This is a genomic window from Saccharomonospora sp. NPDC046836 (assembly GCF_040645195.1).
Lineage (GTDB): Bacteria > Actinomycetota > Actinomycetes > Mycobacteriales > Pseudonocardiaceae > Prauserella_A.
Window position 1 is genome coordinate 57746 of sequence record NZ_JBEYXW010000015.1, and the last position, 24790, is coordinate 82535.

General features: G+C 68.7%; 25 protein-coding genes and 2 pseudogenes. 13 read left to right on the top strand and 14 right to left on the bottom strand.

Annotated elements, in window-relative coordinates; translation table 11 throughout:
• Positions 1-10 precede the first annotated feature (10 nt).
• Both ABZ863_RS18460 and ABZ863_RS18465 read right to left on the bottom strand, forming a co-directional pair.
• Positions 11-841: an SDR family NAD(P)-dependent oxidoreductase gene (locus tag ABZ863_RS18460; protein ID WP_358536928.1), complete on the bottom strand. Its 831-nt coding sequence runs from the start codon at positions 839-841 to the stop codon at positions 11-13.
• The gene (locus tag ABZ863_RS18465) at positions 838-1458 is read right to left on the bottom strand and encodes a TetR/AcrR family transcriptional regulator (RefSeq protein ID WP_358536930.1); all 621 of its coding nucleotides are present in this window, start codon (positions 1456-1458) and stop codon (positions 838-840) included. The genes ABZ863_RS18460 and ABZ863_RS18465 overlap by 4 nt, the downstream gene beginning before the upstream one ends.
• A gap of 69 nt (positions 1459-1527) precedes the next feature.
• Between ABZ863_RS18465 and ABZ863_RS18470 the strand changes: the two genes are divergently transcribed.
• Positions 1528-2247, top strand: coding sequence for an SDR family oxidoreductase (locus ABZ863_RS18470; protein WP_358536933.1), 720 nt, complete (start codon positions 1528-1530; stop codon positions 2245-2247).
• A gap of 25 nt (positions 2248-2272) precedes the next feature.
• Here the strand turns inward: ABZ863_RS18470 and ABZ863_RS18475 are convergent, their stop codons facing one another.
• Positions 2273-2551, bottom strand: coding sequence for a DUF664 domain-containing protein (locus ABZ863_RS18475; RefSeq protein WP_358536935.1), 279 nt, complete (start codon positions 2549-2551; stop codon positions 2273-2275).
• 1 nt (position 2552) lies between these two features.
• Between ABZ863_RS18475 and ABZ863_RS18480 the strand changes: the two genes are divergently transcribed.
• From ABZ863_RS18480 to ABZ863_RS18495, 4 genes are all read left to right on the top strand, one after another.
• Positions 2553-3035, top strand: coding sequence for an FtsX-like permease family protein (locus ABZ863_RS18480; protein WP_358536937.1), 483 nt, complete (start codon positions 2553-2555; stop codon positions 3033-3035).
• 371 nt (positions 3036-3406) lie between these two features.
• Entirely contained in the window at positions 3407-4351 is a 945-nt protein-coding gene (locus tag ABZ863_RS18485) for an ABC transporter ATP-binding protein (protein ID WP_358536939.1), read from the top strand.
• On the top strand, positions 4351-5709 hold the full coding sequence (locus ABZ863_RS18490; protein ID WP_358536941.1) for an ABC transporter permease: 1359 nt from the start codon (positions 4351-4353) through the stop codon (positions 5707-5709). The genes ABZ863_RS18485 and ABZ863_RS18490 overlap by 1 nt, the downstream gene beginning before the upstream one ends.
• 4 nt (positions 5710-5713) lie before the next feature.
• The gene (locus tag ABZ863_RS18495; protein ID WP_358536943.1) at positions 5714-8473 is read left to right on the top strand and encodes an alkaline phosphatase family protein; all 2760 of its coding nucleotides are present in this window, start codon (positions 5714-5716) and stop codon (positions 8471-8473) included.
• Here ABZ863_RS18495 and ABZ863_RS18500 read toward each other — a convergent pair.
• Positions 8443-8958 (bottom strand): annotated as a pseudogene (locus ABZ863_RS18500) (tannase/feruloyl esterase family alpha/beta hydrolase). The gene ABZ863_RS18495 and the pseudogene ABZ863_RS18500 overlap by 31 nt on opposite strands.
• 56 nt (positions 8959-9014) lie before the next feature.
• Positions 9015-9476: pseudogene (locus ABZ863_RS18505) on the bottom strand (tannase/feruloyl esterase family alpha/beta hydrolase); the annotation flags it as partial.
• A gap of 441 nt (positions 9477-9917) precedes the next feature.
• Between ABZ863_RS18505 and ABZ863_RS18510 the strand changes: the two are divergent.
• The 6 genes from ABZ863_RS18510 to ABZ863_RS18535 are packed head-to-tail and all read left to right on the top strand — an operon-like array spanning position 9918 to position 16026.
• Positions 9918-11330 (top strand): sulfatase-like hydrolase/transferase, encoded by a 1413-nt coding sequence (locus ABZ863_RS18510; RefSeq protein WP_358536945.1) that lies wholly within the window; start codon positions 9918-9920, stop codon positions 11328-11330.
• A 31-nt stretch (positions 11331-11361) separates the two neighbouring features.
• On the top strand, positions 11362-12327 hold the full coding sequence (locus ABZ863_RS18515; RefSeq protein ID WP_358536947.1) for a tripartite tricarboxylate transporter substrate binding protein: 966 nt from the start codon (positions 11362-11364) through the stop codon (positions 12325-12327).
• 1 nt (position 12328) lies between these two features.
• On the top strand, positions 12329-12820 hold the full coding sequence (locus ABZ863_RS18520) for a tripartite tricarboxylate transporter TctB family protein (protein ID WP_358536949.1): 492 nt from the start codon (positions 12329-12331) through the stop codon (positions 12818-12820).
• A gap of 2 nt (positions 12821-12822) precedes the next feature.
• Complete coding sequence (locus ABZ863_RS18525) at positions 12823-14325, top strand: tripartite tricarboxylate transporter permease (RefSeq protein ID WP_358536951.1); 1503 nt, start codon at positions 12823-12825, stop codon at positions 14323-14325.
• Between the two features lie 3 nt (positions 14326-14328).
• The gene (locus ABZ863_RS18530; RefSeq protein WP_358536953.1) at positions 14329-15330 is read left to right on the top strand and encodes an NAD(P)-dependent oxidoreductase; all 1002 of its coding nucleotides are present in this window, start codon (positions 14329-14331) and stop codon (positions 15328-15330) included.
• A 9-nt stretch (positions 15331-15339) separates the two neighbouring features.
• Positions 15340-16026, top strand: a complete 687-nt coding sequence (locus ABZ863_RS18535) for an FCD domain-containing protein (RefSeq protein WP_358536955.1) — start codon at positions 15340-15342, stop codon at positions 16024-16026.
• Positions 16027-16036: 10 nt separating this feature from the next.
• On the opposite strand, the gene ABZ863_RS18540 is transcribed toward ABZ863_RS18535, so the two are convergent.
• The 7 genes from ABZ863_RS18540 to ABZ863_RS18570 form a co-directional block, all read right to left on the bottom strand.
• Positions 16037-16351 (bottom strand): aminotransferase class III-fold pyridoxal phosphate-dependent enzyme, encoded by a 315-nt coding sequence (locus tag ABZ863_RS18540; RefSeq protein ID WP_358536958.1) that lies wholly within the window; start codon positions 16349-16351, stop codon positions 16037-16039.
• A gap of 86 nt (positions 16352-16437) precedes the next feature.
• On the bottom strand, positions 16438-16629 hold the full coding sequence (locus ABZ863_RS18545; protein ID WP_358536960.1) for an IS3 family transposase: 192 nt from the start codon (positions 16627-16629) through the stop codon (positions 16438-16440).
• Between the two features lie 167 nt (positions 16630-16796).
• Positions 16797-18104 carry a DUF885 domain-containing protein gene (locus ABZ863_RS18550; protein WP_358536961.1) on the bottom strand — a complete coding sequence of 436 codons (1308 nt, stop codon included), beginning with the start codon at positions 18102-18104 and terminating at the stop codon, positions 16797-16799.
• Between the two features lie 182 nt (positions 18105-18286).
• A complete protein-coding gene (locus tag ABZ863_RS18555) occupies positions 18287-18694 on the bottom strand; it encodes a hydantoinase B/oxoprolinase family protein (protein ID WP_358536963.1) in 408 nt (135 codons plus the stop codon).
• Between the two features lie 169 nt (positions 18695-18863).
• Positions 18864-19229 carry a DUF2255 family protein gene (locus ABZ863_RS18560; RefSeq protein ID WP_358536965.1) on the bottom strand — a complete coding sequence of 122 codons (366 nt, stop codon included), beginning with the start codon at positions 19227-19229 and terminating at the stop codon, positions 18864-18866.
• Positions 19226-20272 carry an aldo/keto reductase gene (locus tag ABZ863_RS18565; RefSeq protein WP_358536967.1) on the bottom strand — a complete coding sequence of 349 codons (1047 nt, stop codon included), beginning with the start codon at positions 20270-20272 and terminating at the stop codon, positions 19226-19228. The genes ABZ863_RS18560 and ABZ863_RS18565 overlap by 4 nt, the downstream gene beginning before the upstream one ends.
• 131 nt (positions 20273-20403) lie before the next feature.
• On the bottom strand, positions 20404-20580 hold the full coding sequence (locus ABZ863_RS18570) for a hypothetical protein (RefSeq protein ID WP_358536969.1): 177 nt from the start codon (positions 20578-20580) through the stop codon (positions 20404-20406).
• 202 nt (positions 20581-20782) lie between these two features.
• Here ABZ863_RS18570 and ABZ863_RS18575 point away from each other — a divergent pair, with 202 nt between their 5' ends.
• Positions 20783-21265: a hypothetical protein gene (locus ABZ863_RS18575; RefSeq protein ID WP_358536971.1), complete on the top strand. Its 483-nt coding sequence runs from the start codon at positions 20783-20785 to the stop codon at positions 21263-21265.
• Here ABZ863_RS18575 and ABZ863_RS18580 read toward each other — a convergent pair.
• A complete protein-coding gene (locus ABZ863_RS18580; RefSeq protein WP_358536973.1) occupies positions 21252-22547 on the bottom strand; it encodes an SLC13 family permease in 1296 nt (431 codons plus the stop codon). The two genes, ABZ863_RS18575 and ABZ863_RS18580, sit on opposite strands and share 14 nt — an antisense overlap.
• 17 nt (positions 22548-22564) lie before the next feature.
• Positions 22565-23749 carry a CoA transferase gene (locus tag ABZ863_RS18585; protein ID WP_358536975.1) on the bottom strand — a complete coding sequence of 395 codons (1185 nt, stop codon included), beginning with the start codon at positions 23747-23749 and terminating at the stop codon, positions 22565-22567.
• 121 nt (positions 23750-23870) lie between these two features.
• Between ABZ863_RS18585 and ABZ863_RS18590 the strand changes: the two genes are divergently transcribed.
• Positions 23871-24764 (top strand): LysR family transcriptional regulator, encoded by an 894-nt coding sequence (locus ABZ863_RS18590; protein ID WP_358536977.1) that lies wholly within the window; start codon positions 23871-23873, stop codon positions 24762-24764.
• The last annotated feature ends 26 nt before the right edge of the window (positions 24765-24790 follow it).

A 24790-nucleotide genomic window follows, 5' to 3' on the forward strand; every position in this document is an offset into this window, starting at 1 on the left:
CGCACCCGTTTCACCTGATGTCCGGGTGGTCGACGAGTTCGAGGCTGCGCTGCCAGAGTTCGCGGCGCGCGTGGTCGTGGTAGGCCTGCGGGTGGGCTTTGGCGTCGTGGGCTTGGTTGAAGAACCGGCCGGTCGTGGTCGCGAGGTCGCCGTCGGCGATGAGGCGGTGGGTGGCGGCGACGCCCGCGTCGAGGCTGTCGACCGAGTGACCGATCTCGTCCAGGACGATCTTGGTCGGCATGTAGGTCGCCGGGTGAAGGCTGTTGACCGTGACCTGGGCTGCGGCCAGGCGTTCGGCGAGTTCGAAACCGGACATGATCTGGGCGAGTTTGCTCTGGCCGTAGGCGCGGGTCCCGTTGTAGCCGTGCTCGATCATCAGGTCGTGGAAATCGAGCGGGTGCTGGCCGAGAGAAGCGACGTTGACGACGCGGGCGGGTGCCGACTGCCGCAGCAGGGGCAGTAGTTCCAGGGTCAGCAGGAACCCGGCCAGGTAGTTGACCGCGAACCGCAGCTCGTGCCCGTCGACGCTGGTTTGGCGGGTGCGGCCGTCGGGGTGGCCGCTGCCGATGCCCGCGTTGCTGACGAATGCGTCAAGCCGATCGGTCACGTCCAGCACGTCCGCCGCAAGCACGCGTACCTGGGCGAGCTCGGCCAGGTCGGCGACGACGGTGCGGACGTGCCCGCCATGAGTGTCGCGGATGGCGTTCGCGGTGTGGTCGAGCTTGCCGGCGTCCCGGCCGTGCAGGATCAGGTCAGCGCCATCGGCGGCGAGCCGGTGGGCGAGAGCTCGACCGAGGCCGTCGGTGGCCCCGGTGACGAAGATCGTCCGCTGTCGGTTCACGCATGTGTCCTTCGGGTCGAATGCGAGGTGGGGCGTGGCGGGGCGAGCATGGTGGCGAGTTCGTCGGCCAGCCGCTTGTCGAGAGGCCGGTCGGTGGCCAGAAGTCGGTACCAGATGGTGCCGAACACGATGTCCGCGATGGTGTCCGGAGACGGTCCTGGTGGCAGGTCCCCGCGATCATGCGCGCGATCCAGGATGATCCGGAGCGCGTCTCGACGGCGTTGGAGGAACTCCGTTCGGAAGCGCTCGCCGAACTCGGCGTCCATCTGCGCCTGGGCCATGAGCGCGCGGAGGGCGTCAACGACCGGCTGCTTGCGGCCAAGGGCGAAGCTGGTGGTCAGGAACCGGCGAAAGTCCTCGGTGTAGTCCCCTTCGTCGGGAATGGGCACGTGCAGGTCGGCTTTGACGGCCAGCGCGTCGAGCAGCACGTCGGCCTTCGACGGCCACCAGCGGTAGATCGTCTGCTTGCCCGCGCCGGATCGTGCCGCGATGCCCTCGATCGTCAGGCCCGCGTAGCCGACCTCGGAGGCGAGCTCGAACGCGGCGGTGAGGATTGCCAGCCGGCTCTCCTCGCTGCGCTTGCGTCCTGGGCGTACTGGAACAGGTTGGTCGCTCATCGGCACCCATGCTAGCTTAAATCAAACCGAGACGTATCGGTTCGATTTTGACCTTCTGGAGAGATCACGATGAGCAAGCACACCGCGTTGATCGTCGGCGGAACGTCGGGCATCGGCCTGGCCACCGCCCGCCGCCTGAACGACCGTGGCGCAACCGTCCACATCGGAGGCCGGAGCAAGGAGCGGCTCGACACCATCGCCACGACCGATCCGGCACTGATCGGCCACCAGGCCGACGGCGGCGACCGCGATGCGATCACCGCCGTTGCCGAAACGATCGGCACGATCGACTGGCTCGTCATCACCCTCAGCGGAAACGAGGGTCCGGGGCCGATCGCCGAACTGGACCTGGACATGCTCCGGCGCGCCTTCGACGCCAAGTTCTGGGGCCACATCACCACCATCCAGGCGGTGCTGCCCTACCTCGCCCCCACCGGCTCGATCACCCTGCTGGGCGCGATCACAGCCCGCGCCGCAATGCCCGGAACCGCAGGCATCGCAGCCATCAACGGAGCCGTCGAAGCACTGGTGAAACCGCTCGCCGTGGAGCTTGCCCCCATCCGGGTCAACGGGGTGTCCCCCGGTTTCGTCGACACTCCATGGTGGAACGCCCTACCCGAGGATGCGCGACGCGACTACTTCGCCCAAGCCGCACAAGCACTCCCCGCCCGCCGGGTCGCCACAGCCGAGGACATCGCCGACGTCGTCGCCATGGCCGCAACCAACGCCAACATCACCGGCACGGTCATCGAAGCCGACGGTGGAGCACGCCTGGTGTCCATGGCCTGAGCCGATAACGCCACGGCAACGAGGCTTATCGTGCGGTGGTGATCTGTTCCCGGAGAATGTCGCCATGGCCTGCGTGACGGGCGAAATCCTCGATCAGGAGCAGGTGGATGAACCGCAGGCTGACATCGCCGGCCTGGGGATGCGTCCTGGTGTCGTCGAGTGCGAAATCGGCGGCGATCACGCGGGAACGCTTGCTGGCGCGCTCGAATTCGGCGATCACGCCGGCCAGTGATTCACTGTCGGCGACAACGAAACTGCCCTCGCCCGGGGTGGCGTAACCAATCCGCACCGACGACCCGGCCACGGTGGCGCTGGCACTCGCCCGTGTCGCGCCCGGCCTTGCGGTGGTGGACCGGGACACCCTGGTCACGAGCTACGCGAAGGACCAGGAGCTCGGCGCGTGGATCAACTACCTGATGGCCGGCATGATCATCGCGTACACGGCCATCTCGGTGGTGAACAGCCTGGTCATGTCGACGACCGCCCGCCGGCGTGAGTTCGGCCTGCAACGCCTGACCGGCGCCACCCGAGGCCAGGTCCTGCGCATGATGACGGTCGAGGCGGGCATGACCACGGTCATCGGCGTCCTGCTCGGCACGGTGGTGGCGTTCACGACACTGCTGCCGTTCACCCTGGTCACGGACGGCTCGCTGCTGCCGAAGGGTCCGATCGCCATCTACCTGGCGGTCACCGGCGCCGCGGCGGCACTCACCTTCGGCGCCACCCTCCTGTCCACCTGGCTGGGCCTGCGGTCCCGGCCGACCGAGGCGGCAGTCGCACCCGCCTGAGCCGGCCGACGACGGCGGGCGGTCCTCCACGCTGGAGGCCCGCCCGCCGTTCCACGATCCGCACGCTCCGAAATGCGTTCAACGATATGTTGAATCGAATGGAGCACCGCGGATTAATCGGGCGAAGTGGGAACAATTGCAGGGACACTTGGCCGTTTTCAGTAGTACGTATCGGTTGGCGCGTGTCATTCAGCCCGTTTTGGACATGGCAGAGAAAACCCCAGAAAAATGGACAAACCAGCTGTTCCGGGGAGTTTTCAGCCGACGATTTCCAGTCGACCCCCGTTTCGTGACTGTTCAATTAGCGACCCCTGTTCGCGTCATTTCCTGTGCCTAAGTTTCGTGACCGGTTCACGAACGGAAAGGGCGCTATGGACACACCCGTCGCAGTCCGGGCTCGTGGCATCACCAAGTGTTTCGGCGATGTCCTCGCGCTCGACCGCATCGACCTGGATGTGGCACAGGGGCAGATTCACGGGCTGGTCGGGCCGAACGGCGCCGGGAAGACGACGTTGCTCGGCCTGCTGCTGGGTTTGGCCGTCGCCGACGAGGGCAGCCTCGAGATACTGGGGACGCGGGTCGGGCGGGCGCTGGCCGCTCCCGACGGTGTCACCGGCTTCGTGGACGGGCCCGGCCTCTATCCCTCGCTCACGGCCAGGCAGAACCTCTCCGCGCTGGCCGCGCTCCGCGGCCGCGGTGCGCGCACGACGGGAATCGACGACGTGCTCGACCGGGTCGGGCTCACCGACGTCGCCGACGACCGGGTCCGGGGCTTCTCCCTCGGCATGCGCCAGCGCCTCGGGCTCGCCGCCGCCCTGCTCACCGGTCCCCGGCTGCTGGTACTCGACGAGCCTTTCAACGGCCTCGACCCCGCCGGCAAGAAACACCTGTACGGGGTCCTCACCAGGCTCGCGGCGGACGGGTCGACCGTGGTGCTCTCCAGCCACCGGATGGACGACCTCGAGGCACTCTGCTCCCAGATCACCATCCTCGCCGTGGGGCAGGTCGTGTTCACCGGAGCGCTGGCCAAACTCTCCACCGAGGATCGCGAACTCGACTACAGACTCCGCACCTCCGCCCCGCACGCCGCCCGCCGGCTGATCAGTGACCTGCCTGGTCTCCACCTCGTCGACGACCCCGCTGCCGGAACCCGGCAGGACACCGGGCTGCTCGTGGTGCGCGCTCTGCTGCCCGCCCTCGACGACCTGGTGGCGGCGCTCGTGCGCACGGACATCGCGGTGCGCGAGCTGGCACCCGTGGTGTCGCCGCTGGAAGCCGCGTTTCTCGCCCTCACCGAACAGCAGGAGTCCACCTGATGACCGCAACGATCGCCGAGCCCGTTGCTCCCGCTGCCCGCCCGGTCTCGGTGGCGCGTGGTTACCGCTTCGAGTTGGTCAAACTGCTGTCGCAGTGGCGAATTCGCTTGCTGGTGCTCGCCTGCTGGATCGCGCCCGCGCTGTTCGTCGCCGCGGTGAGCCAGCAGAGCTCGCTACCGGTCGACACCCTCTTCGGTCGCTGGATGAACGCCACGGGGTGGGCTGGACCGCTGGTGATGCTCGGTTTCGCGGGCACGTATGCACTTCCGCTGCTGACCTCGGTGGTCGCCGGTGACGCGTTCGCCGCCGAGGACCGGCTCGGCACCTGGCGCCACCTGCTGGTGGCGGTCCGGTCGTACCGGCGGATCTTCGTGGCGAAGGCGCTCGCCAGCCTCACTGTCATCCTGGTGCTCGTGGCCGGGATGGCCGTGTCCAGCACGGTCGGCGGGGTCGTGGCGGTCGGCAACCGGCCCCTGGTCGGCCTCGACGGCCACCTGCTGGCCCCTGCTGATGCCGCCGGGCGGGTCCTGCTCGCGTGGGTCTGCGTGCTTGCCCCGACACTGGCCCTCGCCGCGATCGGGCTACTCGGGTCCGTCGCATTAGGACGGTCACCGGCAGGCCTGCTCCTGCCCGCGGTCGTCGCCCTCGCGATGGCGCTCGCCCAGACGCTGCCGCTGCCGGTCGCCGTCCGTCTCGCCCTGCCCAGCTACGCCTTCATCGCGTGGAACGGCCTGTTCACCAGCCCGGCACAAGTCGGTCCGCTCCTGATCGGCATCGGGGTCAGTCTGCTGTGGACCGCCGTTGCAACCGTGCTGGCCTATCTGGTCTTCCTGCGGCGCGACTTCACCAACCTCAGCTACGACGGTTCGGGTCGGCGGGCACTCACCGTCGGAACCCTGCCGCTGGCCGGACTCCTCGCCGTCACGGTCGGCATCATCGCCGCATCGACCCCGGCCATGGGTTCCGGGATCGAGCAGGACAAGCTGCAACAGTCGATCGCCACGGCGTTCGCCCACCTCTACCGCCAGCAAGCCCAGCAGCTCAACCGGCCGGACGTGACCGAGGAGCAACTCGCCACCACGGTCGCCTGCACCAAGGGCGACGGCCGGGTCGCAGCCCAGGGCCCCGGCAACGACTGGCGGTGCGTCGTCTCGTGGCATCTCCCCGGCGTCGAGGCCACCGGATCGGCCATCTACCAACTCGACGTCATGTCAGACGGGCGGTACGTCGCCGATGGCGACGGACCGAAGGAAGTGAACGGCTACTTCCAGGTGCGGACCCCGACCGGGGACCAACCCAACCCGCTCTGGCAGTTCGACGGCAACGTCGAACTGCTCTCCACCACATCGAAGGGATGACTCAATGCAGGTAACGCGCCGTAGACGGCGTGCCGAGAAGGACCGGTCAGGCCTTCTCGGTCAACTCACCGGCCGCCGAGTACGCCTCGCGACCGCCGGCACCACCGCGCTCGCCCTCGTCGCAGTCGGCGGCAGCATCGGTTTCGCACAGACACACCAGTTCGGCACCGACCAGGTCGGCCAGACCACCGACAACGGCCAGGTCGTGTCCGCCGACCAGTACATCGCCCCGTACGGTCAACGCCTCGTCCTCAACAGGGGCAAGATCATGTCGTCCACGCTCAGCCCGGACGGCACCCACGTCGCGGCCTCGGTCGCCGACGGTGGGATGGCGCTTGCCATCGTGGATCTGAAGACATGGACGGTGCAGCAGTACGTCGGCAACAACGCGGCGGCGGGTCTGCGGATCCCCGCCAACGACGTCGGCCAGGAAGGCCCCACGTACTCGCCCGACGGTAAGTCGCTGTGGCTGGGGCAGACCGACGGCTACCGCAGGTTCACGGTCAACCCCGACGGCACTCTCGCCAACCCGACCTTCGTCTCGATCCCGGCGGACGGGCCCAGGCACGCGCTGGTCAGTGCAGCCGTGTTCGCACCCGATGGGTCCACTGTGTACGCCGCGGTCAACGGCCAGAACCGCGTGGTCGCCCTCGACGCGGCGACCGGGGCCATCCAGCAGAGCTGGGCCGTGGGCAATGCCCCGCGTGACCTGGTCAAGGTAGGGAACACACTCTACGTCAGCAACGAGGGTGGGCGTCCGGCGAAGCCTGGCGAGCCCACGATCAACTCGTACCACACCCAGGTTCCTGCCGACCAGGTGACCGCTGCCACCACCACCGGCACGGTCAGCGTCATCGACCTGGCGAACCCGGCCGCCACGGTCGGCAGCGTCGACGTCGGTCTGCACCCGACCGCGATGTACGCCAAGAACGGGGCACTGTTCGTCACCAACACCGCGACCAACGACGTCTCGGTCATCGACACCGCCAGCGACAAGGTGGTCCAGACTATTTCCACCCAGCCGTGGCCGGAAGCCTCGGTGGGTTACCAGCCCGACGCGGTGACGCTCACCGACGACGGTCACCTGCTGGTCACGCTCGGCCGCGCCAACGCGGTCGCCGTCTACCGGTACACGACCCCACTGGAGCCGGTCAGCTACGTCGGCCTGCTCCCGACGGACTTCTTCCCCGCGGAGATCGCCACCGTCGGCAACGAGGTGGTGGTCTCCAACACCCGTGGTATCGACGCCCGCCGCTCGACCGGCGCCACGCACGGTACCCACGACACGACGTCGAGCCTGACGCGGTTCACACTGCCCAGCGATGGCGACATCAAGGCGGAGACCGGCAAGGTCTTCACCCAGAACGGCTGGCATGGCGGCTCGGTAACACTGTCCGACGGCACGGGCGACAAGCGCCCGGTGCCTGTCCCGCTGAAGCTCGGAGACCCGTCGACGATCAAGCACGTCTTCCTGATCGTCAAGGAGAACCGGACCTACGACCAGGTCTTCGGTGACCTCCCGCAGGGCAACGGCGACCCGTCGCTCGCGCAGTACGGCGAGAACGTGACGCCGAACCAGCACGCGCTGGCGAGGGAGTTCGGCTTGTACGACAACACCTACGACATCGGCACGAACTCCGCCGAGGGGCACAACTGGCTCATGCAGTCGGACAACCCCGAGTACACCGAGTCCTCGGCCGGTGAGTACAAGCGCAGCTACGATACCGAGGACGACGCTCTCGGCCACCAGCGGACCGGCTTCATCTGGACCGGTGCGCAGGCGGCGGGCAAGACCGTGCGCAACTTCGGTGAGTTCCAGCAGTTCCTGACCAAACCGGCAGGCGCGAACTGGCAGAACCTGTACTGCGACACCAAGAACATGGCGGCTACCGGGCAGGACACGGCCTACCCGATGGTCTCGTCGTCGCCGATCCCGTCGCTCAACGACGTGTCGGTGCACGGCTTCCCGAAGTTCGACACCGGTGTTCCGGACATCTACCGGTACGAGATCTGGAAGCGTGACTTCGAGAAGAACGGGCCTGCGAACCTGAACATGTTCTGGCTCTCCAGCGACCACACCGGTGGTCCGCCGAACGGCGCGGCTCAGGTCGCGGACAACGACCTCGCCACCGGCAAGATCGTTGACGAGATCTCGCACAGCCCGTACTGGAAGGACTCGGCGATCTTCATCGTCGAGGACGACTCCCAGGCCGGTGTCGACCACGTCGACGGCCACCGTGCCCCGATCCAGATCATCAGCCCCTGGGCCCGGCACGGCGTCGTCGACAGCCACTACTACTCGCAGATCACGATGATCCGGACCATCGAGCAGATCCTCGGGATCAAGCCGATGAACCAGAAGGACAGCGCGGCCACCCCGATGCGTGGGGCATTCACCCAGAACCCCGACTTCACGCCGTTCACCGCTCTGCCCAACCGGACCTCGCTGACCGCGGGCCTGAAGACCCTGCCTGCCTGTGGCGCCGACGTTCCGGCGGCGCAGAACCCGGCCGCCGCGGCCGTGCCGTCGGTGACGGTGCCCGCGGACAAGCAGGCGGTCGCGGCGCAGTGGGCTGACTGGAAGGCGCAGCAGCGGGTCACCGGGCCCGACGCCAAGGCCGACTCCACCAACCCCGCGCAGATGAACCACCTCGGGTGGTACGAGGCGCACGAGTGGACCAAGCCCTACCCGGGTGAGGACAAGATCTACGCGCCGAACGACGTTCCCGGCGCCTACATCCCGTCCGCGGAGTCCGACGGCTGAGAGCACAAAGAGGCCCCTGGCCGGCAGCGTTGCCGGCCAGGGGCTCGTGTGTGAAGAAGGCAGTCCGCTCTACTTCCTGTGTGCCGGTACGCAGCGGTAGGTCGAGCCGTCGGCGGGATCTCCCCTGCCGGTCCATTCGGCCACGGTGGGATACAGGCACACCGTGGCCGGGTTCCGGTGACGTCGCCATCGGGCCCGGTGCGCGCCGCGTCCAAGGTCCGCGGGGCCTTGCCGTGCTCGACCCAGCCGACCAGGGCGCCCAGCGGATCAGTCAGCTGTGGCCCGGCGCCGCCGCGGCAGTGGCCGACCCCTGGGGCAAGGAACAGCCGCACGAACTGCTGTGTCCTACCAGGACCGAGTTCCTACCTGACCCGGTCGTAGTAGTCCACTGTGCCCTGAAACGGCACTCCGAAGTCCGCTTCTCCGTGCCACAGCAGCAGCTTGCCACCCGCACGACGGAAGGCGGACAGGTCGGGGTCATCCACGGTGCACCAGGCGAGAGTCCGTACCAGAGAAAGTCGTCGTTCTGCCTGCGGGGGCCTTGCCGGATCTTCTCCATGACCGCAACGTCGGCCGCGGTGATCGTGCCACAGGGCGTGACCTGTCCGATCAATGTGGACAGATCGAATCGGCAGGCGAGCGCGTCTCCGATCACACCGTCGCGAACACCATCGCCCACGGTGTCGCACGCGTCGACCTCGGCTGTCACCGCCGCCGCGAACTTGCAGGCCGCCACCGGGTTGTCCTCGGCCAGCATGACCACCTGGCCCCACAGCTGACCGGTCTGCATCTTGGGGAAGTTGATGACCGGCGCCCCGGCGAGAATCCCGTCGTAGGCGTCCGGATAGCGCTGCGCCTCCATCACTCCTTGCCGACCGCCCGTCGAGCAACCGTTGAAGTAGGAGTAGGCGGGGTTCTTTCCATAGAACGCGTGCACCATCGCTTTCGCGGTGGTGGTCATGTCCTGGATTCCCTCGTAACCGAAGTCCTTGATCGCGGGCCAGTTGAGGCTGCCGTCGGGACTGAGTGTGAAGTCAGCGGTCGAGCCGGCGTGGGCCGGCCATCGGTTGCCGCAGCGGCATAGCCTGCGCGTAGCGGGTCGATCAGGCGCGCCGGATCGCCGCCCAGGAACCCGCCACCCCCGACACCCTGGAACCGGTCATTCCAGGTGTGCAGTGGCAAGTACACCCAGACCGTGACCACACCGGAGTCGACGCGATCGGCGACGCGCATGGTCAACCGGCACGACGCCGGGGTCGTCACGTCGCCTGCGTCCTCGACGGCGGAGACCACGGTCGTACCGGGCCACGACAGCTCGGTCATATGTCGGCAGCAGATGCGGCATTTGACGTATCGGGTCCGATACGAGACGCAAAGATTGTATCTTTCACCGTTAGGTGCTACCTTTCCGAGCCAATCGCCAGTAACAAGGGAGTGCACATCGATGGCTGCGAGCGTCCGACCTGACCGGCCCAACGTGGTGATCTTCGTCGGAGACGACCACGGTTACGGCGATCTGTCGTGCATGGGCTCGCCGACGGTGCGGACACCACGGCTGGACGAGCTGGCGGCCTCGGGCGCCCTGCTGACGAACTGGTACTCGAACTCGCCGGTGTGCTCGCCGTCAAGGGCGGCTCTGCTGAGCGGGCGGTATCCGGGAAACGCAGGCGTGCGGTCGATCCTGCAGGGCTACCGGACGACGCCGGGCCTGACCCAGGACGTGCCGACGCTCGCGACCGCGTTGAGCGAACTGGGCTACCACACCGAGCTGGTCGGCAAGTGGCACCTTGGCCTGACGCCGGAATCGCGCCCGGAGGCACACGGGTTCGCCAGCACGTTCGGGCACCTGGCCGGCGCGGTCGACTACTACTCGCACATCCACTACAGCCCGAACAACCGCCGGGTCACCATGAACGGCCAGACCCACCTCGGCACGCCCCTGCACGACCTGTGGGAGAACGGGTCGGAGATCTACCACGACGGCGAGTACCTCACCGACCTGGTGGCCGGCCGGGCTGCGAGCGCCGTCCGCCGTGCCGCCGCGGAGGCCGAGCCGTTCTTCCTCTACGTGCCGTTCAACGCCCCGCACTATCCGCTGCACGCGCCCGCGAAGTACAAGGAGCGGTTCGACCACCTGCCATGGGACCAGATGATCATGGCGGCGATGATCAGCGCGCTGGACGACGCCGTCGGCTCCGTCCTGGACGAGCTGACCCGCCAGGGACTGCGTGAGAACACCATCGTTGCCTACATGTCGGACAACGGGCCTTCCCGCGAGATCCGCAACTGGCTGGACGGAACACAGACCCCCTACCGCGGCAGCAGTTCCGGCGGGCTGAAGGGCCACAAGTTCAGCCTGTTCGAGGGCGGCATCCGCGTGCCCGGCACCGTCAGCTGGCCCGCCGTGATCGGCGCGGGACAGGTGATCGACGAGCCGATGGCGGCGATGGACGTCTTCCCGACCGTCCTCACCGCCGCAGGCGGCAAACCCGAGAGGTACGAGCTCGACGGCCGCGACGTCCTCCCTGTGCTCGCCGACGGCGCGGCCTCACCCCACGACCGGCTGTTCTGGGAACAGGGCGCGCAGACGGCCGTACGGCAGGGCTGTTGGAAGTTGGTCCTCAATGGACAGCTCGAAGAGGGGCTGCCGCCTGCCGAGCCCGTCTTCCTGGCCGATCTCGCGGAGGACCCCGGCGAGACGATGAACCGAGCGGCCGGCCATCCCGAGGTGGTGTCCGAGCTGACCGCCGCCGCCACGACCTGGCGCGACGGCATCGAACAGCGCTGGGCCGAGGAGTGGCTGCCGCGCATCCCCGACATCGACACCTACGTGTTCCCGCCAGGCGTATCCACATAACCCGAGTCCGTGCTCGAGGAAGGTTCGAACAATGAGGTTCTCCCCCATCCCGGCCCTGTCCGCGGCAGCACTGCTGCTCACCGCTGGCTGTTCGCTCACCGAGGCCCCGGCCTCCGGCGAGTACCCGTCCCGGAACATCTCCGTGATCGTCCCGGTGCCGGCAGGCTCGTCCACCGACCTGTCCACCCGGGTGCTGACGCCGTGTCTGGAGCGGGAACTCGACACCACCGTCGTCGTCGAGAACCGCGAGGGCGGCTCCGGCGCCGTCGGCAACGGTGTCTTCGCCCGCGCGGAGGCGGACGGCTACACCTTGGTGTCGACCACCGCGGCCAACGCCGTGCTGCCGCCGATCCTGGAAGGCGACGTCGGCTACGACGTCGACAGCTTCCGGCCGATCGGGATGATCGGCACCGCCCCGATCGTGCTCGTGGTCCCCGCGGACTCACCGTTCACGACCGCCGAGGACTTCTTCGCCGCCGCCGAGTCCGGGACCGTACTGCTCGGCATCCCCGGCGCCACCAGCGTTCCCGGCATCTCCGCGGACGCGTTGATCGCCACCAGCGGGCTGGGGATCGAACCGGTTCCGTTCGACGGCAACGGCGGCACCATGACCGCGGTCGTCTCCGGCGAGGTCCAGGCCGGGTACCTGTCCGCCGACGCGGGCGTCGTGCTTCCGCGGATCGCCTCCGGCGAGGTCCGCGCGCTCGCCACGGCCGTCACCGAGCCGATCGAGACGATGCCGGACGTGCCGACGCTGGAGTCCCTCGGCCACACCGGCCTTCCGTACGCCGATTCCTTCTGGTTCCTCGCCACCCAGCCCGGCACCCCCGACGACGTCGTCGCCACGCTCGAGGACGCGATGCGGACCTGCATGTCCTCCGAGGAGGTCAAGAGCTCGCTCGGCGAGGGCGTGGCGCCCAGCGAGTTCGTCGCCGGTGCCGAGGTGGACGAGCTGCTGCACCAGGCCGCGTCGGACTACGCCCAAGGCCGCGGCTGACATGACCGCCCCCGCTGACACCGACGTCAACACAGCCGACCTGCGGTTCGGGCGGATCGGCTTCGCCGTCCTCACCGTGCTGGCGGCCGTCACCACCGTCGGCGCGTTCACGACACTGGAGTTCGGCACCCCGGCGCGGCCCGCGCCGGGGTTCTGGATCGGCATCGTCTCCGTGGCGACCCTCGCCCTCGTCGTGACGGCGCTGGTGAACCCGCGCATCGTGGTCGACGAGGTCAGCCGCATCACCCGCGCCGACGCGGTGGCGGTTGCCGTCGCCGTCCCGCTGCTCGCGCTGACGCCGTCGCTGCTGACGCTGCTGGGACTCACCGTCACGACAGCGTTGAGCTGCTTCTACTGGTTCGTCCTCGTCACCAGGACATCGGTGCTGCGCAGTCTGATCGGGGCGGTGGCCATCACCGCCGGCATCGTCGTCGTCTTCATCGAACTGCTCCAGGTGCCCTTCCCGCTGGGCGCACTGACCGGGATCCGGTGACCATGGACGTCCTCCAGAACCTCCTCGACGGTCTACAACTCGCGCTCGGCGCGGAGAACCTGCTCTTCGTCCTGCTCGGCGTGTCGGTCGGCATGATGGTCGGCGTGCTGCCCGGGCTGGGCCCGGCGCCGACCGTCGCGCTGCTCCTCCCGATCACGTTCGGGCTGGACGCCTCCACCGCGGTGATCCTGCTCGCCGGGGTCTACTACGGCGCCATGTACGGCGGGACCATCACCTCGGTCCTGCTGCGCATCCCCGGTGAGGCGGCGTCGGTGGTCAGCACCATCGACGGGCATGAGATGGCCAAGCAGGGCCAGGCAGGCCGGGCCCTCGGGCTCGCCGCGATCGGCTCCTTCGTCGGCGGGATGGTCGCGACCTGCTGCCTGGTGCTGTTCGCGCCGGCGCTGGCCGACTTCGCGCTGAACTTCGGCTCCCCCGAGTACGCGGTACTGGCCTTCCTCGGTCTGATCCTGGTCGCCTACACCTCCGCGGGGACGATGACGAAGTCGCTGGTGGCGGTCGGCATCGGCCTGCTGCTCGCATCCATCGGCCAGGACCCGATGAGCGGGGCCAGCCGGTGGGCGTTCGGGGTGCCAGAACTCATGGGCGGCATCGACGTGGTGGCCGTCATCATGGGGTTGTTCGGCCTCAGCGAGATCCTCGTGACCATCGCGAACAACCGGCGCGGCGAGTCGACCACCCAGCACGTCGGGCGGGTGCTGCCCACCGCCCGCGACCTCAAGGACAACGCCGGGGCGATCGGCCGCGGCTCGCTGATCGGCACCGGGCTCGGCCTGGTTCCCGGCGGTGGTGGGGTCCTGGCGTCGCTCGTCTCCTACGGCGTCGAGCGGAAGGCGTCCCGTACCCCGGAGAAGTTCGGACACGGCGCGCCACAGGCGGTGTCCGGTCCGGAGACCGCCAACAACTCCGCGAGCATCTCCACGTTCATCCCGCTGCTCACCCTCGGGTTCCCACCCAACGGCGTGCTCGCGGTGATCTTCGGCGCGCTCCTCATCCAGGGCGTCACCCCAGGGCCGGACCTCATCTCCGAGCACCCGGACATCTTCTGGGGCGTCGTCGGCTCGATGGTGATCGGCAACCTGATCCTGCTGGTCATGAACATCCCGCTGCTGCCGGTGTTCGTGCGGATCGCGAAGATCCCGGTGGCGGTGATGTCCACGCTCACCTTGGCCGTGCTGATCGTCGGTGCCTACAGTATCAACGGCAACACCTTCGACGTCGCCGTCATGGTGGTGTCGGGCCTGCTCGGCTACCTGCTGCGGCGGATCGGCATTCCACCGGCGCCGATCGTGCTCGCGTTCATCCTCGGCCCGATCTTCGAGACCAACTTCCGCCGGTCGCTGGTCCTGTCCGACGGCGGGTTCGGCATCTTCGTGTCGTCGCCGACGGCCGTCGTGTTGCTCGGGCTGGCTGTCCTGGTACTGCTGAGCACGGCGCTGCCGAAGGTGCGGCAGCGCCGCCGAACTCTTGAGGTGGAGGACTGACCGATGACCGGCTCCGTCGAGATCCTGCTGCCGACCACCGTCGACATGACGATCGCGCTGCCCGATGGCGTTCGTGCGGTCGCATACGACCCGAGGGCCGAGCTGCCCGTGTCGGCCGGGAACACCGAGGGGCTGGTGCTCTGGGGTTCCAGCGCGGCCTGGATCCGCGCCGCCGTCCCGCGGCTGCCCCGGCTGCGCTGGGTCCAGACGCTCGGCGCAGGCTACGAGGCACTGACCGCGGCCGGCTTCGACGACGACGTCGTCATCTGCAACGGTGCGGGCCTGCACGACGCGCCGGTGGCCGAGCACGCCCTGATGCTCGGCCTGGCCGCCGCCCGCAGGCTCGACCTGCTCCTCCGCGCCCAACTGGCCGGTGAGTGGAGCGACCGCGGCGGGCTGCAGGACCTCGACAACGCCCGCGAGCTCACCACACTGGCCGGCGCCCGGTGCCTGGTGTGGGGGTTCGGCGGGATCGGCCGGACACTCGCCCAGTACCTGCGGATGCTCGGGGCCGAGGTCACCGGGGTGGCGCGCATGGCAGGCGAACGCGACGGTTTCCGCGTCGTCGCCGAGGACGACGTCGACGGACTGCTGCCCGCGACCGACCTGCTTTTCATGATCCTCCCGGACGCGCCGGGCACCCGGCACGTTCTCGACGCCCGGCGTATCAGGCTGCTCCCCCGCACCGCGTGGCTGGTCAACGTCGGCCGGGGCAGCACCGTCGACGAGGCGGCGCTCACCGAGGCGCTGGCCAGCGGGTCGCTGGGCGGCGCCGCACTGGACGTCTTCGAGACCGAGCCGCTGCCGGCCACGTCACCGCTGTGGCGGCTGGACAACGTGATCATCAGCCCGCACGCGGCGGGTGGCCGGCCACGCGGCTACGCCGCCCTGATAGCGCACAATGCCGAGGCACTGCTCGGTTTGCGCCCCTGGCGCAACGTCGTCCGTCCGGGCCGGCCAGGCCCCTCCCGCGCGGCGCCCGGTGACCGCCGCGGCCATGAGTAGGGTGGTCACATGTCGGCCTCGACGCTCCACTGGGCGGTTCTTGACGCGCTTGGTTCGGACATCGTCAGCGGAGACCTCCCGGCCGGATCGGTCCTCACGCTCGAGAACCTGCAGCAGCGCTACTCCGTGTCGCGCGGCGTCGCCCGCGAATGCATGCGCATCCTGGAGTCCCTGCGCATGGTCACCTCACAGCGCCGCACCGGCATTTCCATCAGCCCGGAGCGGCTGTGGAACGTCTACGACGCACGGGTGATCCGCTGGCGCCTCGACAGCAAGCACCGCGCCGACCAGTTGCGTGCGCTCACCGAACTGCGTCTGGGCATCGAGCCCATCGCCGCGCACCTGGCCACGCTGCGCGCCACCGCCGACCAGCGCGAGGCGTTGCGGGCGGCGGCCGAGGACATGCGCCGCTACGGCTCGGCGCACCGGCCCGTGCGCTACCTCGCCGCCGACATCGACTTCCACCGCATCATCCTCGAAGCGTCCGGCAACGCGATGTACGCCGCGCTCGCCGACCCGATCGCCGAGGTACTCAAGGAGTCACCCAGCCACGGCCGCTCCGACTACCCCGTCCCGGAAACCATCGGCTACCACGAAGCCGTCATGGAAGCCATCTGCACCGGCGACGCAGGCGTCGCCGAACGAGCCATGGTCACCCTGCTCAGCGATGTGCGAGGGGCACTGAAACTGGAGTGACCGATCACTGTCAGGCGCGCCGCGCTGCAATGGTGAGCGCCTGGTCGAGGATGTCCAGTCCGCGATCGAGCTCGGCGTCGGTGATGGTGAGCGGCGGTGCCATCCGGAAAATGCTGCTGGCGCCAGGGAACTGGACGATGTTCAGGTGCAGGCCCAGGTCGAAGCACGCGGTGGTGACCTCGGCCCCGAAGTCGTTCGCCGGGTGCTTCGTCGCGCGGTCGGTGACGAGTTCGATCCCCTGGAGGAGCCCTCGTCCGCGGACGTCGCCGAGCCGCCGGGCGGTTTCGTCGAAAGCGTTCTGCGCGAGGACGTTGACGACCGTCAAGCCGACCGCCGCCGCCAGCGGATCGGAGACGTGTGTGGTTCCGAAGTAGAAACTGAACCGTCACGGGTGAGGGACCGGCTTTGGGTTTAGACCAGTGCCGGTCGGCGTGGCTGGTGTTGAGCGTAGTAGGCGCTCTCGTGCTCGGTGGGTGTGTGGTAGCCGAGGCGTGGGTGCAGGCGGGCATTGTTGTGCCAGTCGACCCATTCCATGAACGTGTATTCGACCTCGGCGGGGGTCTTGAACGGGCCGTTCCGGTTGACGACTTCGGTCTTGAACACCTCCGATGATCGTCTCTGCTAGAGCGTTGTCGTAGGCATCGCCAACTGAGCCGACGGAGGCCGATAGTTCTCGTAGGGCAAGGGATTCGGTGAACTTCCCGGGGTCGCCGCCGAACGCAGAACATCGATAATCTATTATTTCTAGAGCCTGGTGTAAACGGCGATTGTCAAGCACGATTACGCGCGCCGACATCACCCTTGCGATTCATCTCATCTCCCCGCCGCCGGTACGCCGGCAGCTCGTCCAGCTCCTGGGCGAGGGCGAACTGCAGGTGGTGCCCGGGCACGGTCTCGTGGAAGGCCAGGGTCTCGCACTCGTACCGGGTCCGGCTTCCGGGATGCGACGTGTTCAGCCAGCACCGGCCCGGCCTGCTGCCGTCCCCGGCCGGCGGCTGGTAGTAGCCGAGCACCGACGTCTCCGCCTCGGCGGCGTTCATCCGGTCGACCTCACACGGCGCGCGGTGCCGCCGGCCGAACCAGTCCGGCACCGCGTCCTCGGCCCGGCGCATCGCCTCCCGCGCGTCCGTCACGATCTGCTCCGCCGAGGCGTAGCGCAGGGCCGGGTCATCGCGAAGCCGCGTCTTCACCTCGTCGAAGTCGCTCGTGCCCAGCACCCGGCCGCCCAGCTCTGCGAACTCCGTCCGCAGTTGCTCCGCCAGCCGCAGACCGGTGTCGTGCAGGTCCTCCGGTGTCCGTGTCGTCGTCGTGTGCTGCTCGACCAGCCTCCGGTAGATCTCCTCGCCACGGGGCAGGTGCATGACGCCGCACTTCTCGTCCGGCCGGGCCGCGGCCAGCAGCTCGTCACGCAACACGTCGCGCAGCCGGGCCATCGCCGGTCGCACCCCGCCGGCCACCGCGTCCTGCACCCTTCCCCGCACGGCGGCGTCCTCCCCCTGCCCCAACGGAGCCAGCAGCGGGTCGGAGCCCGCGGCGGCGCAGAGGTAGCCGTCGAGCGTGGCGATCGTCGACTCGACCAGCCGGCGGCTCGCCACGAGGCCGTCGCTCATGCCCCGGCGCAACGCCTCGGTCGAGGCGTCGACGTACGACGGCAGCGCGGCGCAGCGTTCGGCGTAGTCCGCCGCCCTCCGCGCGTCGGTCAGCGCGACCTTCGGGACCGTACCGAGCACGGCGTACACGGCGCCAGTCAGGCTGCCGAGCTGCCACGCGTCCTCGCGGGCCTGGACCGTGTTCACGACCGCTTGCGCGTCGTGCACGAGCAGCGCACGCGAGGTGCGGTCGGTGTCGTCGAGCTGCTCCGGGCTCAGCGCCGCGACCCGGTCACGGATGCTCGCCATCCGGCGCGCCAGCTCCGCCTGCGCCTCGGCCGAGACGTCCGGCACCTGCGCGTCGTGGCCGGGTATCCCGAACGTCGTCGCGGTGAACGGGTACGCGGACACGAACAGCTCGAAGTACTCCGCGCCCAGCCGATCGACGCGGCCGGCCGGCGCCGCGGTGGTCATGTGGTCGTCGCTCACCGGGTGTCCCTTCGGTCGGGGTTCGGTGCGAGTGCCCGCTCACGGGCGGGGATGAGGCCGATCGCGCCCGGCCTCCGGGGTGTCATGAGCGTATGGTCGCCACCATCGGCGAACAATTGGCGGTTGTTGAACCCCTGCCGCCTTCATCTCGACGAACGTCGAACCGGCCGGAGGCCGGCCGGTTACGCATGCCCGGGTGAACGCCCCCAGCCCCCGCCGCCTCCGGACACGGCCCGGACCACGTCGTTCGGGCGCAGCACCCCCGCGTCGTTCGTCCGGCGCATGAGCACCTCTTCGCCGTCGGTTCCGGGTCGCAGGACGAGGTAACTGTGCCGGCCGCTGCCGCCGCCCTCGACGCCACGGGCGAGCACGTCCAGGGTGTTCTCGTTGGAGTACTTCAGCAGCGTCCCGGCCTCGAGGACCTGGTAGTCGCGGATCACGCCGTATCCGCCGCGGGCGGCTCCGTCGCCGGCCGAGTCCTCGGCCAGCGCGTACTGCAGGCACCGGATGGGGTACTGGCGGAACGAACGACCACAAGCGGTGTCCGAGGCGATCCTGTACCTGGCGTCGGACGACGCGAAGTACGTCACCGGCGTCGCCCCTCCCCTTGGTCTGCGCCGCGAGGGTTGAGCACACTGCGGCACATGATGGGGCGAGTTGCCGAGGCTGCCCTGGTATCCCCGCGCGGTGACCATCTCTCGGCCGACTGGGTTGTGGCCGAAGCACACCAGGTCAGACCAGGACGTGGCCCCGAGCGGATTATCGGGCTTCGATGCGCAGTGTGGTCGCCCGCGCTTCGGCGCCGGTGATCGAGCGAGTCGCAGAACCGTTGCCGTACTTCGCCGCGTAGGCGGCGTCGATCGCGTCGTCAGCCGAGTCGTCGGGAATGTAGGTCACCTGCCGGGTGCGACCGCCCCAGCTGATCGCGCCCTCGAAGTGGCGGGTGACGCCCTTGTACCACTGGCCGTCGGCGCCTCGGACGGAGCGCGCGTACAGCTTGCCGTCCACGATGACATGCCACACGATCACGAGCGTGCGCAGCGAACCGTTCTGACGGCGGCCCGCCACGCGGATCTCGCCGGCCCGTGCGAGGGAGCGGAACTCGTCGTCGGTCCATGCACTCATGCGGGTGTTCCTTTCGGATGCGAGGTCTGGCGGCGTCGCGCCGCGAGCGTCAGCTCGTGGGCGCCGTAGCTGTTGTCATCAGGGTTGATCGTCACGCCGGGGGCGACGAGCTCGTCGATCCGGTCGAGCACCTCCCTGGAGAGCGTCACCTCGGCAGCGGGCAGGTAGGACTCGAGTTGTTCCATCGTGCGGGGGCCGACGATCGCGGCGGTGACGCCGGGGTGGTTGATGACGAACGCGATCGCCATCTCGATCAGCGTCATCCCGGCCTGCTCGGCGAGCTGCGCGAGGTCTTCGACGACGTCGAGCTTGCGCCGGTTCGCCGGGGTCGACATGTCGAACCGGGCGCTCGGCCGGGCCGAGGAGGTGGGTGCGGGGGCGGCGTTCTTCCGCCACCGGCCCGACAGCCACCCGCCGCCCAGCGGGCTGTAGGTGAGCGTACCCATCCCGTAGCGTTGCACGGTCGGCAGCACGTCCTCCTCGATGCCGCGCACCAGAATCGAGTACGGCGGCTGCTCCGTCACGAACCGCTCCAGGGTCCGCTCGCGCGACGCCCACTGCGCCTCGACGATCTGCGAGCCCGAGTACGAGGACGAGCCGATGTAGCGGACCTTGCCCTGCCGCACCAGGTCCGTGAGGGCTCCGAGGGTCTCCTCGACGTCAGTGTCGGGGCTGGGCCGATGCACCTGGTACAGGTCGATGTAATCGGTCTTCAGCCGGCGCAGCGAGTTCTCCACCTCGCGCATGATCCAGCGGCGTGAGCCGCCGCGATGGTTCGGGTCGTCGTCCAACGGCATGAAGAACTTCGTCGCCAGGAACACGTCGTCACGGCGCCCGTACAGTGCGTCGCCGACGATCTCCTCCGAGACGCCGCCGGAGTAGACGTCAGCGGTGTCCACGAAGTTGATCCCCGCGTCCAGCGCGGCGTGGATGATGCGGATCGAGTCGACCCTGTCGTCATTGCCCCACGGGCCGAACATCATCGCCCCGAGGCATAGCGGGCTGACCTGGACCCCCGTGCGACCAAGTGGTCGGTACTGCATGGGTGTTCCTTCTCTCCTCGGAATCGTGCCTTGCGCATTCGACGCTAGGTGCGTCCGTCACCTGGAGGGAGGGGCTGTCAGTACCCGGACCCGCGCCGATCACCCGGCCAACGACGGCGCGGCCGGCATTATCAGGCCGGGGTGAACAGGTCAGTTCCGAAGGCGTCGAGCTGTTCGACGAAGGCCTGCTCTTGGCCGGGTACCGTCGGAGCTGGCGAACGCGGCTGCCACGGGTGGTGCCGTCGATTCGCTCCGATGCGTTCCCTGGCGGACATGGCCTGGTTGCCCTGGATCATCAGCTCCCGCACCGGTACCCCGGGCGGGGAATCGAAGAGCCGGCGTCGAGATGACCGCGATCCAGGCCCGCGCCGTCGGCGTGCCGCTCGAGCGCACGAGGGAGATAGGTCACCAAGGCGTTCCGCGCACGGTAGTCTCCGCGCCCCGGGGCAGGTGGCTTCGCCACGGCCCTGGGGCAGACCACGGTCGGCGACAGGATCCAATCTGGACTCGGTGAGTCCAGATGAAACGGTCGGCGACGCGGTGGTGGTTGTAGATGGTCATCTCCTGGTCCTCGCTGAGCCGGTGCCCGTCGAAGCTCGGGGAATGCATGCCGGCGTTCATCAGATCCTGGGTGAAAACCTCGCCGAGGTCGGCGTCACGGAAGTCCTCGAAGAACTGCGGCAGTTGTTCCCACTTCTTGCCGTAGTCGGCGACGGTAGATGTGCTGGTGAAACGCGCGAAGGACGCAGACATCTGCGCCTTCGCCGAAGCCTGCACTTTCGCGATCATTGGGATCGGCAGTTTCGTCGAGGGAGTGTTACCGGCGTTGCTCACCGAGTGCGCGACTATCGCAACTTCGTCCATCCTCGGAAGGAACTCGCCGAGCAACCGGATTTCGATCAGGACAGCGTGCGCCTGTGCTGGGCACCGGTGCACGCCCTGCTCAACGATCTGGAGGAACGCCTCGAGCCTGTAGACCTCACCACCAGCTGAAGACCAGCCAGGCGAGAGCTGGCGCGACGGCGATCGAGACCAGTCCGTAGGTGAGCAACTGGCGGAACAGGCGCGGCCGGGCCGAGGGTTCGGCCGCGCCGAGGATCAGCCCTCCGGTGATGCCGAGCGGGTTGATGTCGACCAGCACCGATGCCAGCGCGATGGCGAGCACCCCGCCGACCGGGGAGACACCGGCCTCGACCAATGGGGGCAGCAGCGGCATGGCCGTCACGAACACCGCGATGGAACTGGCGGCGAACGAGGTGATGCCGGCGATGTAGCACAGCACCAGCAGGCTCAGTGCCGCTGAGCCTTCGACCCGCAGCAGGTCGCTGATCTGCTCGAAGGCGCCCAGGTGCTGCATCAGGCCGACGTAGGTGAGCAGTCCGCCGATCAGCAGGACCACCGACCACGGGATCTTCGAGACCACGGCGCCGGGCTCCAGCCGCAGCACCAGCTGCAGAATCAGCGCCGCGGTCACACCGAGGTAGCCGATGTTCATCTCGAACCCGATCGAGAGCACGACGACGGCGAGCAGGCAGAGCACGGTGAGAAGCCGGCCCCGGTGGGTGCCCTTCGCCGTGGGCGCGATCTTCGTGGCCGTGGCAGCGCCGGGCCCGGTTCCGCCCGCGGCGGGAGCGGTGTCCTGAGTGGCGGCGACACGGCCGCGAGGAACGGCGCCGGTCCGCAAACCGATGAGCAGAGAGACCAGGGACACGACCAGCCCGGTCAGCAGGCCACCGAGCAGGAAGGTCATCGGTGCCGAGCCGGGGAGGTCGATGCCGAGCCTGGAGCCGAGCTGGCGGGCGGTCACGCCGTAGACGGCGAGTGGTGAGAGCAGTCCGCTGATGATGCCGGTGACACCGAGAACGGCCGCCACGAGTGGTGAAATTCCGTACCGTGCGGCCAGTCCCAGTGCGATCGGGGCGACGATGGCGGTCGCCGCCGCGGGCAGGGTGCCGACCGCGGTCAGCACGGCGCCGATCACGAAGGGCACCAGGGGCACGAGCACCAGCCGGCCACCGACCAGCCGCAGCAGCAGGTCGAGCAGCCAGTCGAGGGTCCCGTTCACGTGGGCGACGGCGAACAGTGCGGTGACTCCGACGATGAGGATGAAGAAGTCGGCGGGGAAGAACCCGGTCACCTCGTCGGCGGGCACACCGGCCGCGAGGCCCACGATGAACGCCGCGGCCAGTGCGCCCAGCCCGAGGTCGAACGCGGGTATCAGGGTGGCCGCGAAGAGGGCGACCAGGACAACGATCGACACGACTGCCATAGTCATGTGCGGCTCCTTATGTTTCAGACCACTCCGCGATGGCGCAGATCCTCGATCTCGGGCCCGGTCAGCCCGGCGACCTCTCGTAACACCTCAGTCGTGTGCTCGCCGAGACCCGGCGCACGGCTGCCGATCGTGCCCTCGAAACCGGAGAACCGGCCGGCGGGCGACTGCATCAGCCGCGGGCGTTCGCCGCCGGCGACCTCGACCACCGATCCGCGCGCGCGGATGTGCGGGTCGGCGCAGATGTCGGCGGCCGAGTTGACCGGCCCCGCGGCCACCCCTGCTTCGACGAGCAGGGTCATCAACGACTCCAGTTCGTGTGCTCCGACGAACTCGGCCACCCGTGCCTCGATCTCGTCACGGTGGTCCAGCCGAGCGGTCATGGTGTCGTGGACGGCGAGCTCGGGGGCATTCATGACCTTGACCAGCCGCCGCCACATCTGCTCGGTCGAGGCGGGCAGGGCGAGCCAGCGGCCGTCGCGGGTGCGGTAGAGGCTGTTCGGGCTGATGTGCGGGTTCTGGTTGCCCTGGCGTTCCCGGGTTTCACCGGTCGCGGCGTACTCGACGACGAAGTCCTCCATCATGCGCAACAGCGGCTCGTAGAGCGGAATGTCGGCCAGCTGGGCCTCGCCGGTGCGGTCCCGCTGCCGCAGGGCGAGCATCGCCGCGAACGCCGCGTAGATGCCGGTGACACCGTCAGCGACGGGATAGCCGGCGAAGACCGGTGGCCGTTCCGGGTCGCCCGTGCGGTAGGTCAGTCCGGCGAAGGCCTCCGCAACGCGGGCGAAACCGGGCCGGTCGGCGTATGGGCCGGTGCGGCCGAACGCGCTCACGTGCACCATCACCAGGTCCGGCCGGTAGGCCCGCAGGTCGTCGAAGTCGATGCGGAAACGGCGCAGCGTCCCGGGACGGAAGTTGGTCACCACGATGTCGGCGGTCGCGGCCAGCCGTCCGACGAGGGCGGAAGCCTCCGGCGCGTGTAGGTCGATAGTGACGCTCTGCTTGGTACGGCCGAGCATCGCCCAGGCCGCGGAGACGCCGTCGTCCTCCAACGGCGGGTACAGCCGCGCCGGATCGCCCTCGCCCGGCTGCTCGATCTTGATCACCTCGGCGCCGAACTCGCCGAGCAGCGAGGACGCCAACGGGCCTGCCAGGATCGTCGACACGTCCAGTACGCGCACCCCGCCCAGTGGACCATCGGACACCAGGTATTCCTTTCACCTCGGGACGCCTTTGTCAGCCGGCACAGCATGTCCTGCTGGTCGTGCGGGAAGGAAGAAGTGATCGGAGCTTACGGGTGAAAGCTTTTGCTTTTATGGTGTTCCGATGCGCGTGGAGCGAGTGCGGTACTTCCTGGCCGCCATCGAGACCGGATCACTACGTGCGGCCGCGGCCCGCTGCGAGGTCAGCCAGCCGACCGTGGGCCAGCAGATCGCGTTGCTGGAGGAGGAGCTCGACGTGGTGCTGCTGACGCGCAGCAGGCACGGCGTGCGGCCGACGGCGGCAGGCCAGGCACTGCTCGACCCGCTGAGGAGGCTGGTCACGGCGGAGGAGGAACTGCGCGAGTCGGCCATGGCGGCCGGTGGCGCCTACCACGGCAAGGTGCGGATCGGCGCGATCTCGGTGACTGCGGAGACGATCGTCGCGCCGGTCGTGGGCAGACTGCGCAAGCGTCACCCCGGCCTGCGGTTCACCGTCCGGGAGGGAGGCTCCGCCGATGTCGAGGGCGCCGTTCTCGACGGTGAACTGGATTTCGCGGTGGTCACTGTGCCAATGAGCCCTGCCGCGGCGGGGCTGCACCGGGTGCCGCTCGTCTCGGCGCCGATGGGGGTCTACGCGCGCAACGATCATCCGCTCGCCGGACGCGAGCACGTGCACTGGCGCGACCTGGGCACCTGGCCGATCGTCACCATGCGAGCGGGCACCGTGCTGTGGGAGTTGCTGCACCGGCACGTGACCGGTCCCGACATCGTCGTCGAGGCGATGTCGGCCAGGACCCTCAAGGTGATGGTCGCCGAGGGCGCTGGTCTCGGCATCCTGGCCAAGATCGAGACTTCAGCCGATATTCCTGATCTGGTGTGGATTCCGCTGCGCGACACACGCCCGGTGCAGATCTGCCTCACCCACCGGCAGAACACGCAGCCCTCACGGGCCGCCCACATCGTCCGTCAGCTCATGCGGGCCAGGGCGGACGAGCTGACCGCCGCATCCGGAACGTAGCGCGCGCAGCACAACAGATCCCTTTT

Coding starts and splice junctions, on each gene's coding strand:
- ABZ863_RS18465 (WP_358536930.1), bottom strand. CDS start 1,458: ATGAGCGACCAACCTGTTCCAGTACGCCCAGGACGCAAGCGCAGCGAG.
- ABZ863_RS18470 (WP_358536933.1), top strand. CDS start 1,528: ATGAGCAAGCACACCGCGTTGATCGTCGGCGGAACGTCGGGCATCGGC.
- ABZ863_RS18485 (WP_358536939.1), top strand. CDS start 3,407: ATGGACACACCCGTCGCAGTCCGGGCTCGTGGCATCACCAAGTGTTTC.
- ABZ863_RS18490 (WP_358536941.1), top strand. CDS start 4,351: ATGACCGCAACGATCGCCGAGCCCGTTGCTCCCGCTGCCCGCCCGGTC.
- ABZ863_RS18495 (WP_358536943.1), top strand. CDS start 5,714: ATGCAGGTAACGCGCCGTAGACGGCGTGCCGAGAAGGACCGGTCAGGC.
- ABZ863_RS18510 (WP_358536945.1), top strand. CDS start 9,918: ATGGCTGCGAGCGTCCGACCTGACCGGCCCAACGTGGTGATCTTCGTC.
- ABZ863_RS18515 (WP_358536947.1), top strand. CDS start 11,362: ATGAGGTTCTCCCCCATCCCGGCCCTGTCCGCGGCAGCACTGCTGCTC.
- ABZ863_RS18520 (WP_358536949.1), top strand. CDS start 12,329: ATGACCGCCCCCGCTGACACCGACGTCAACACAGCCGACCTGCGGTTC.
- ABZ863_RS18525 (WP_358536951.1), top strand. CDS start 12,823: ATGGACGTCCTCCAGAACCTCCTCGACGGTCTACAACTCGCGCTCGGC.
- ABZ863_RS18530 (WP_358536953.1), top strand. CDS start 14,329: ATGACCGGCTCCGTCGAGATCCTGCTGCCGACCACCGTCGACATGACG.
- ABZ863_RS18535 (WP_358536955.1), top strand. CDS start 15,340: ATGTCGGCCTCGACGCTCCACTGGGCGGTTCTTGACGCGCTTGGTTCG.
- ABZ863_RS18560 (WP_358536965.1), bottom strand. CDS start 19,229: ATGAGTGCATGGACCGACGACGAGTTCCGCTCCCTCGCACGGGCCGGC.
- ABZ863_RS18565 (WP_358536967.1), bottom strand. CDS start 20,272: ATGCAGTACCGACCACTTGGTCGCACGGGGGTCCAGGTCAGCCCGCTA.
- ABZ863_RS18580 (WP_358536973.1), bottom strand. CDS start 22,547: ATGACTATGGCAGTCGTGTCGATCGTTGTCCTGGTCGCCCTCTTCGCG.
- ABZ863_RS18590 (WP_358536977.1), top strand. CDS start 23,871: ATGCGCGTGGAGCGAGTGCGGTACTTCCTGGCCGCCATCGAGACCGGA.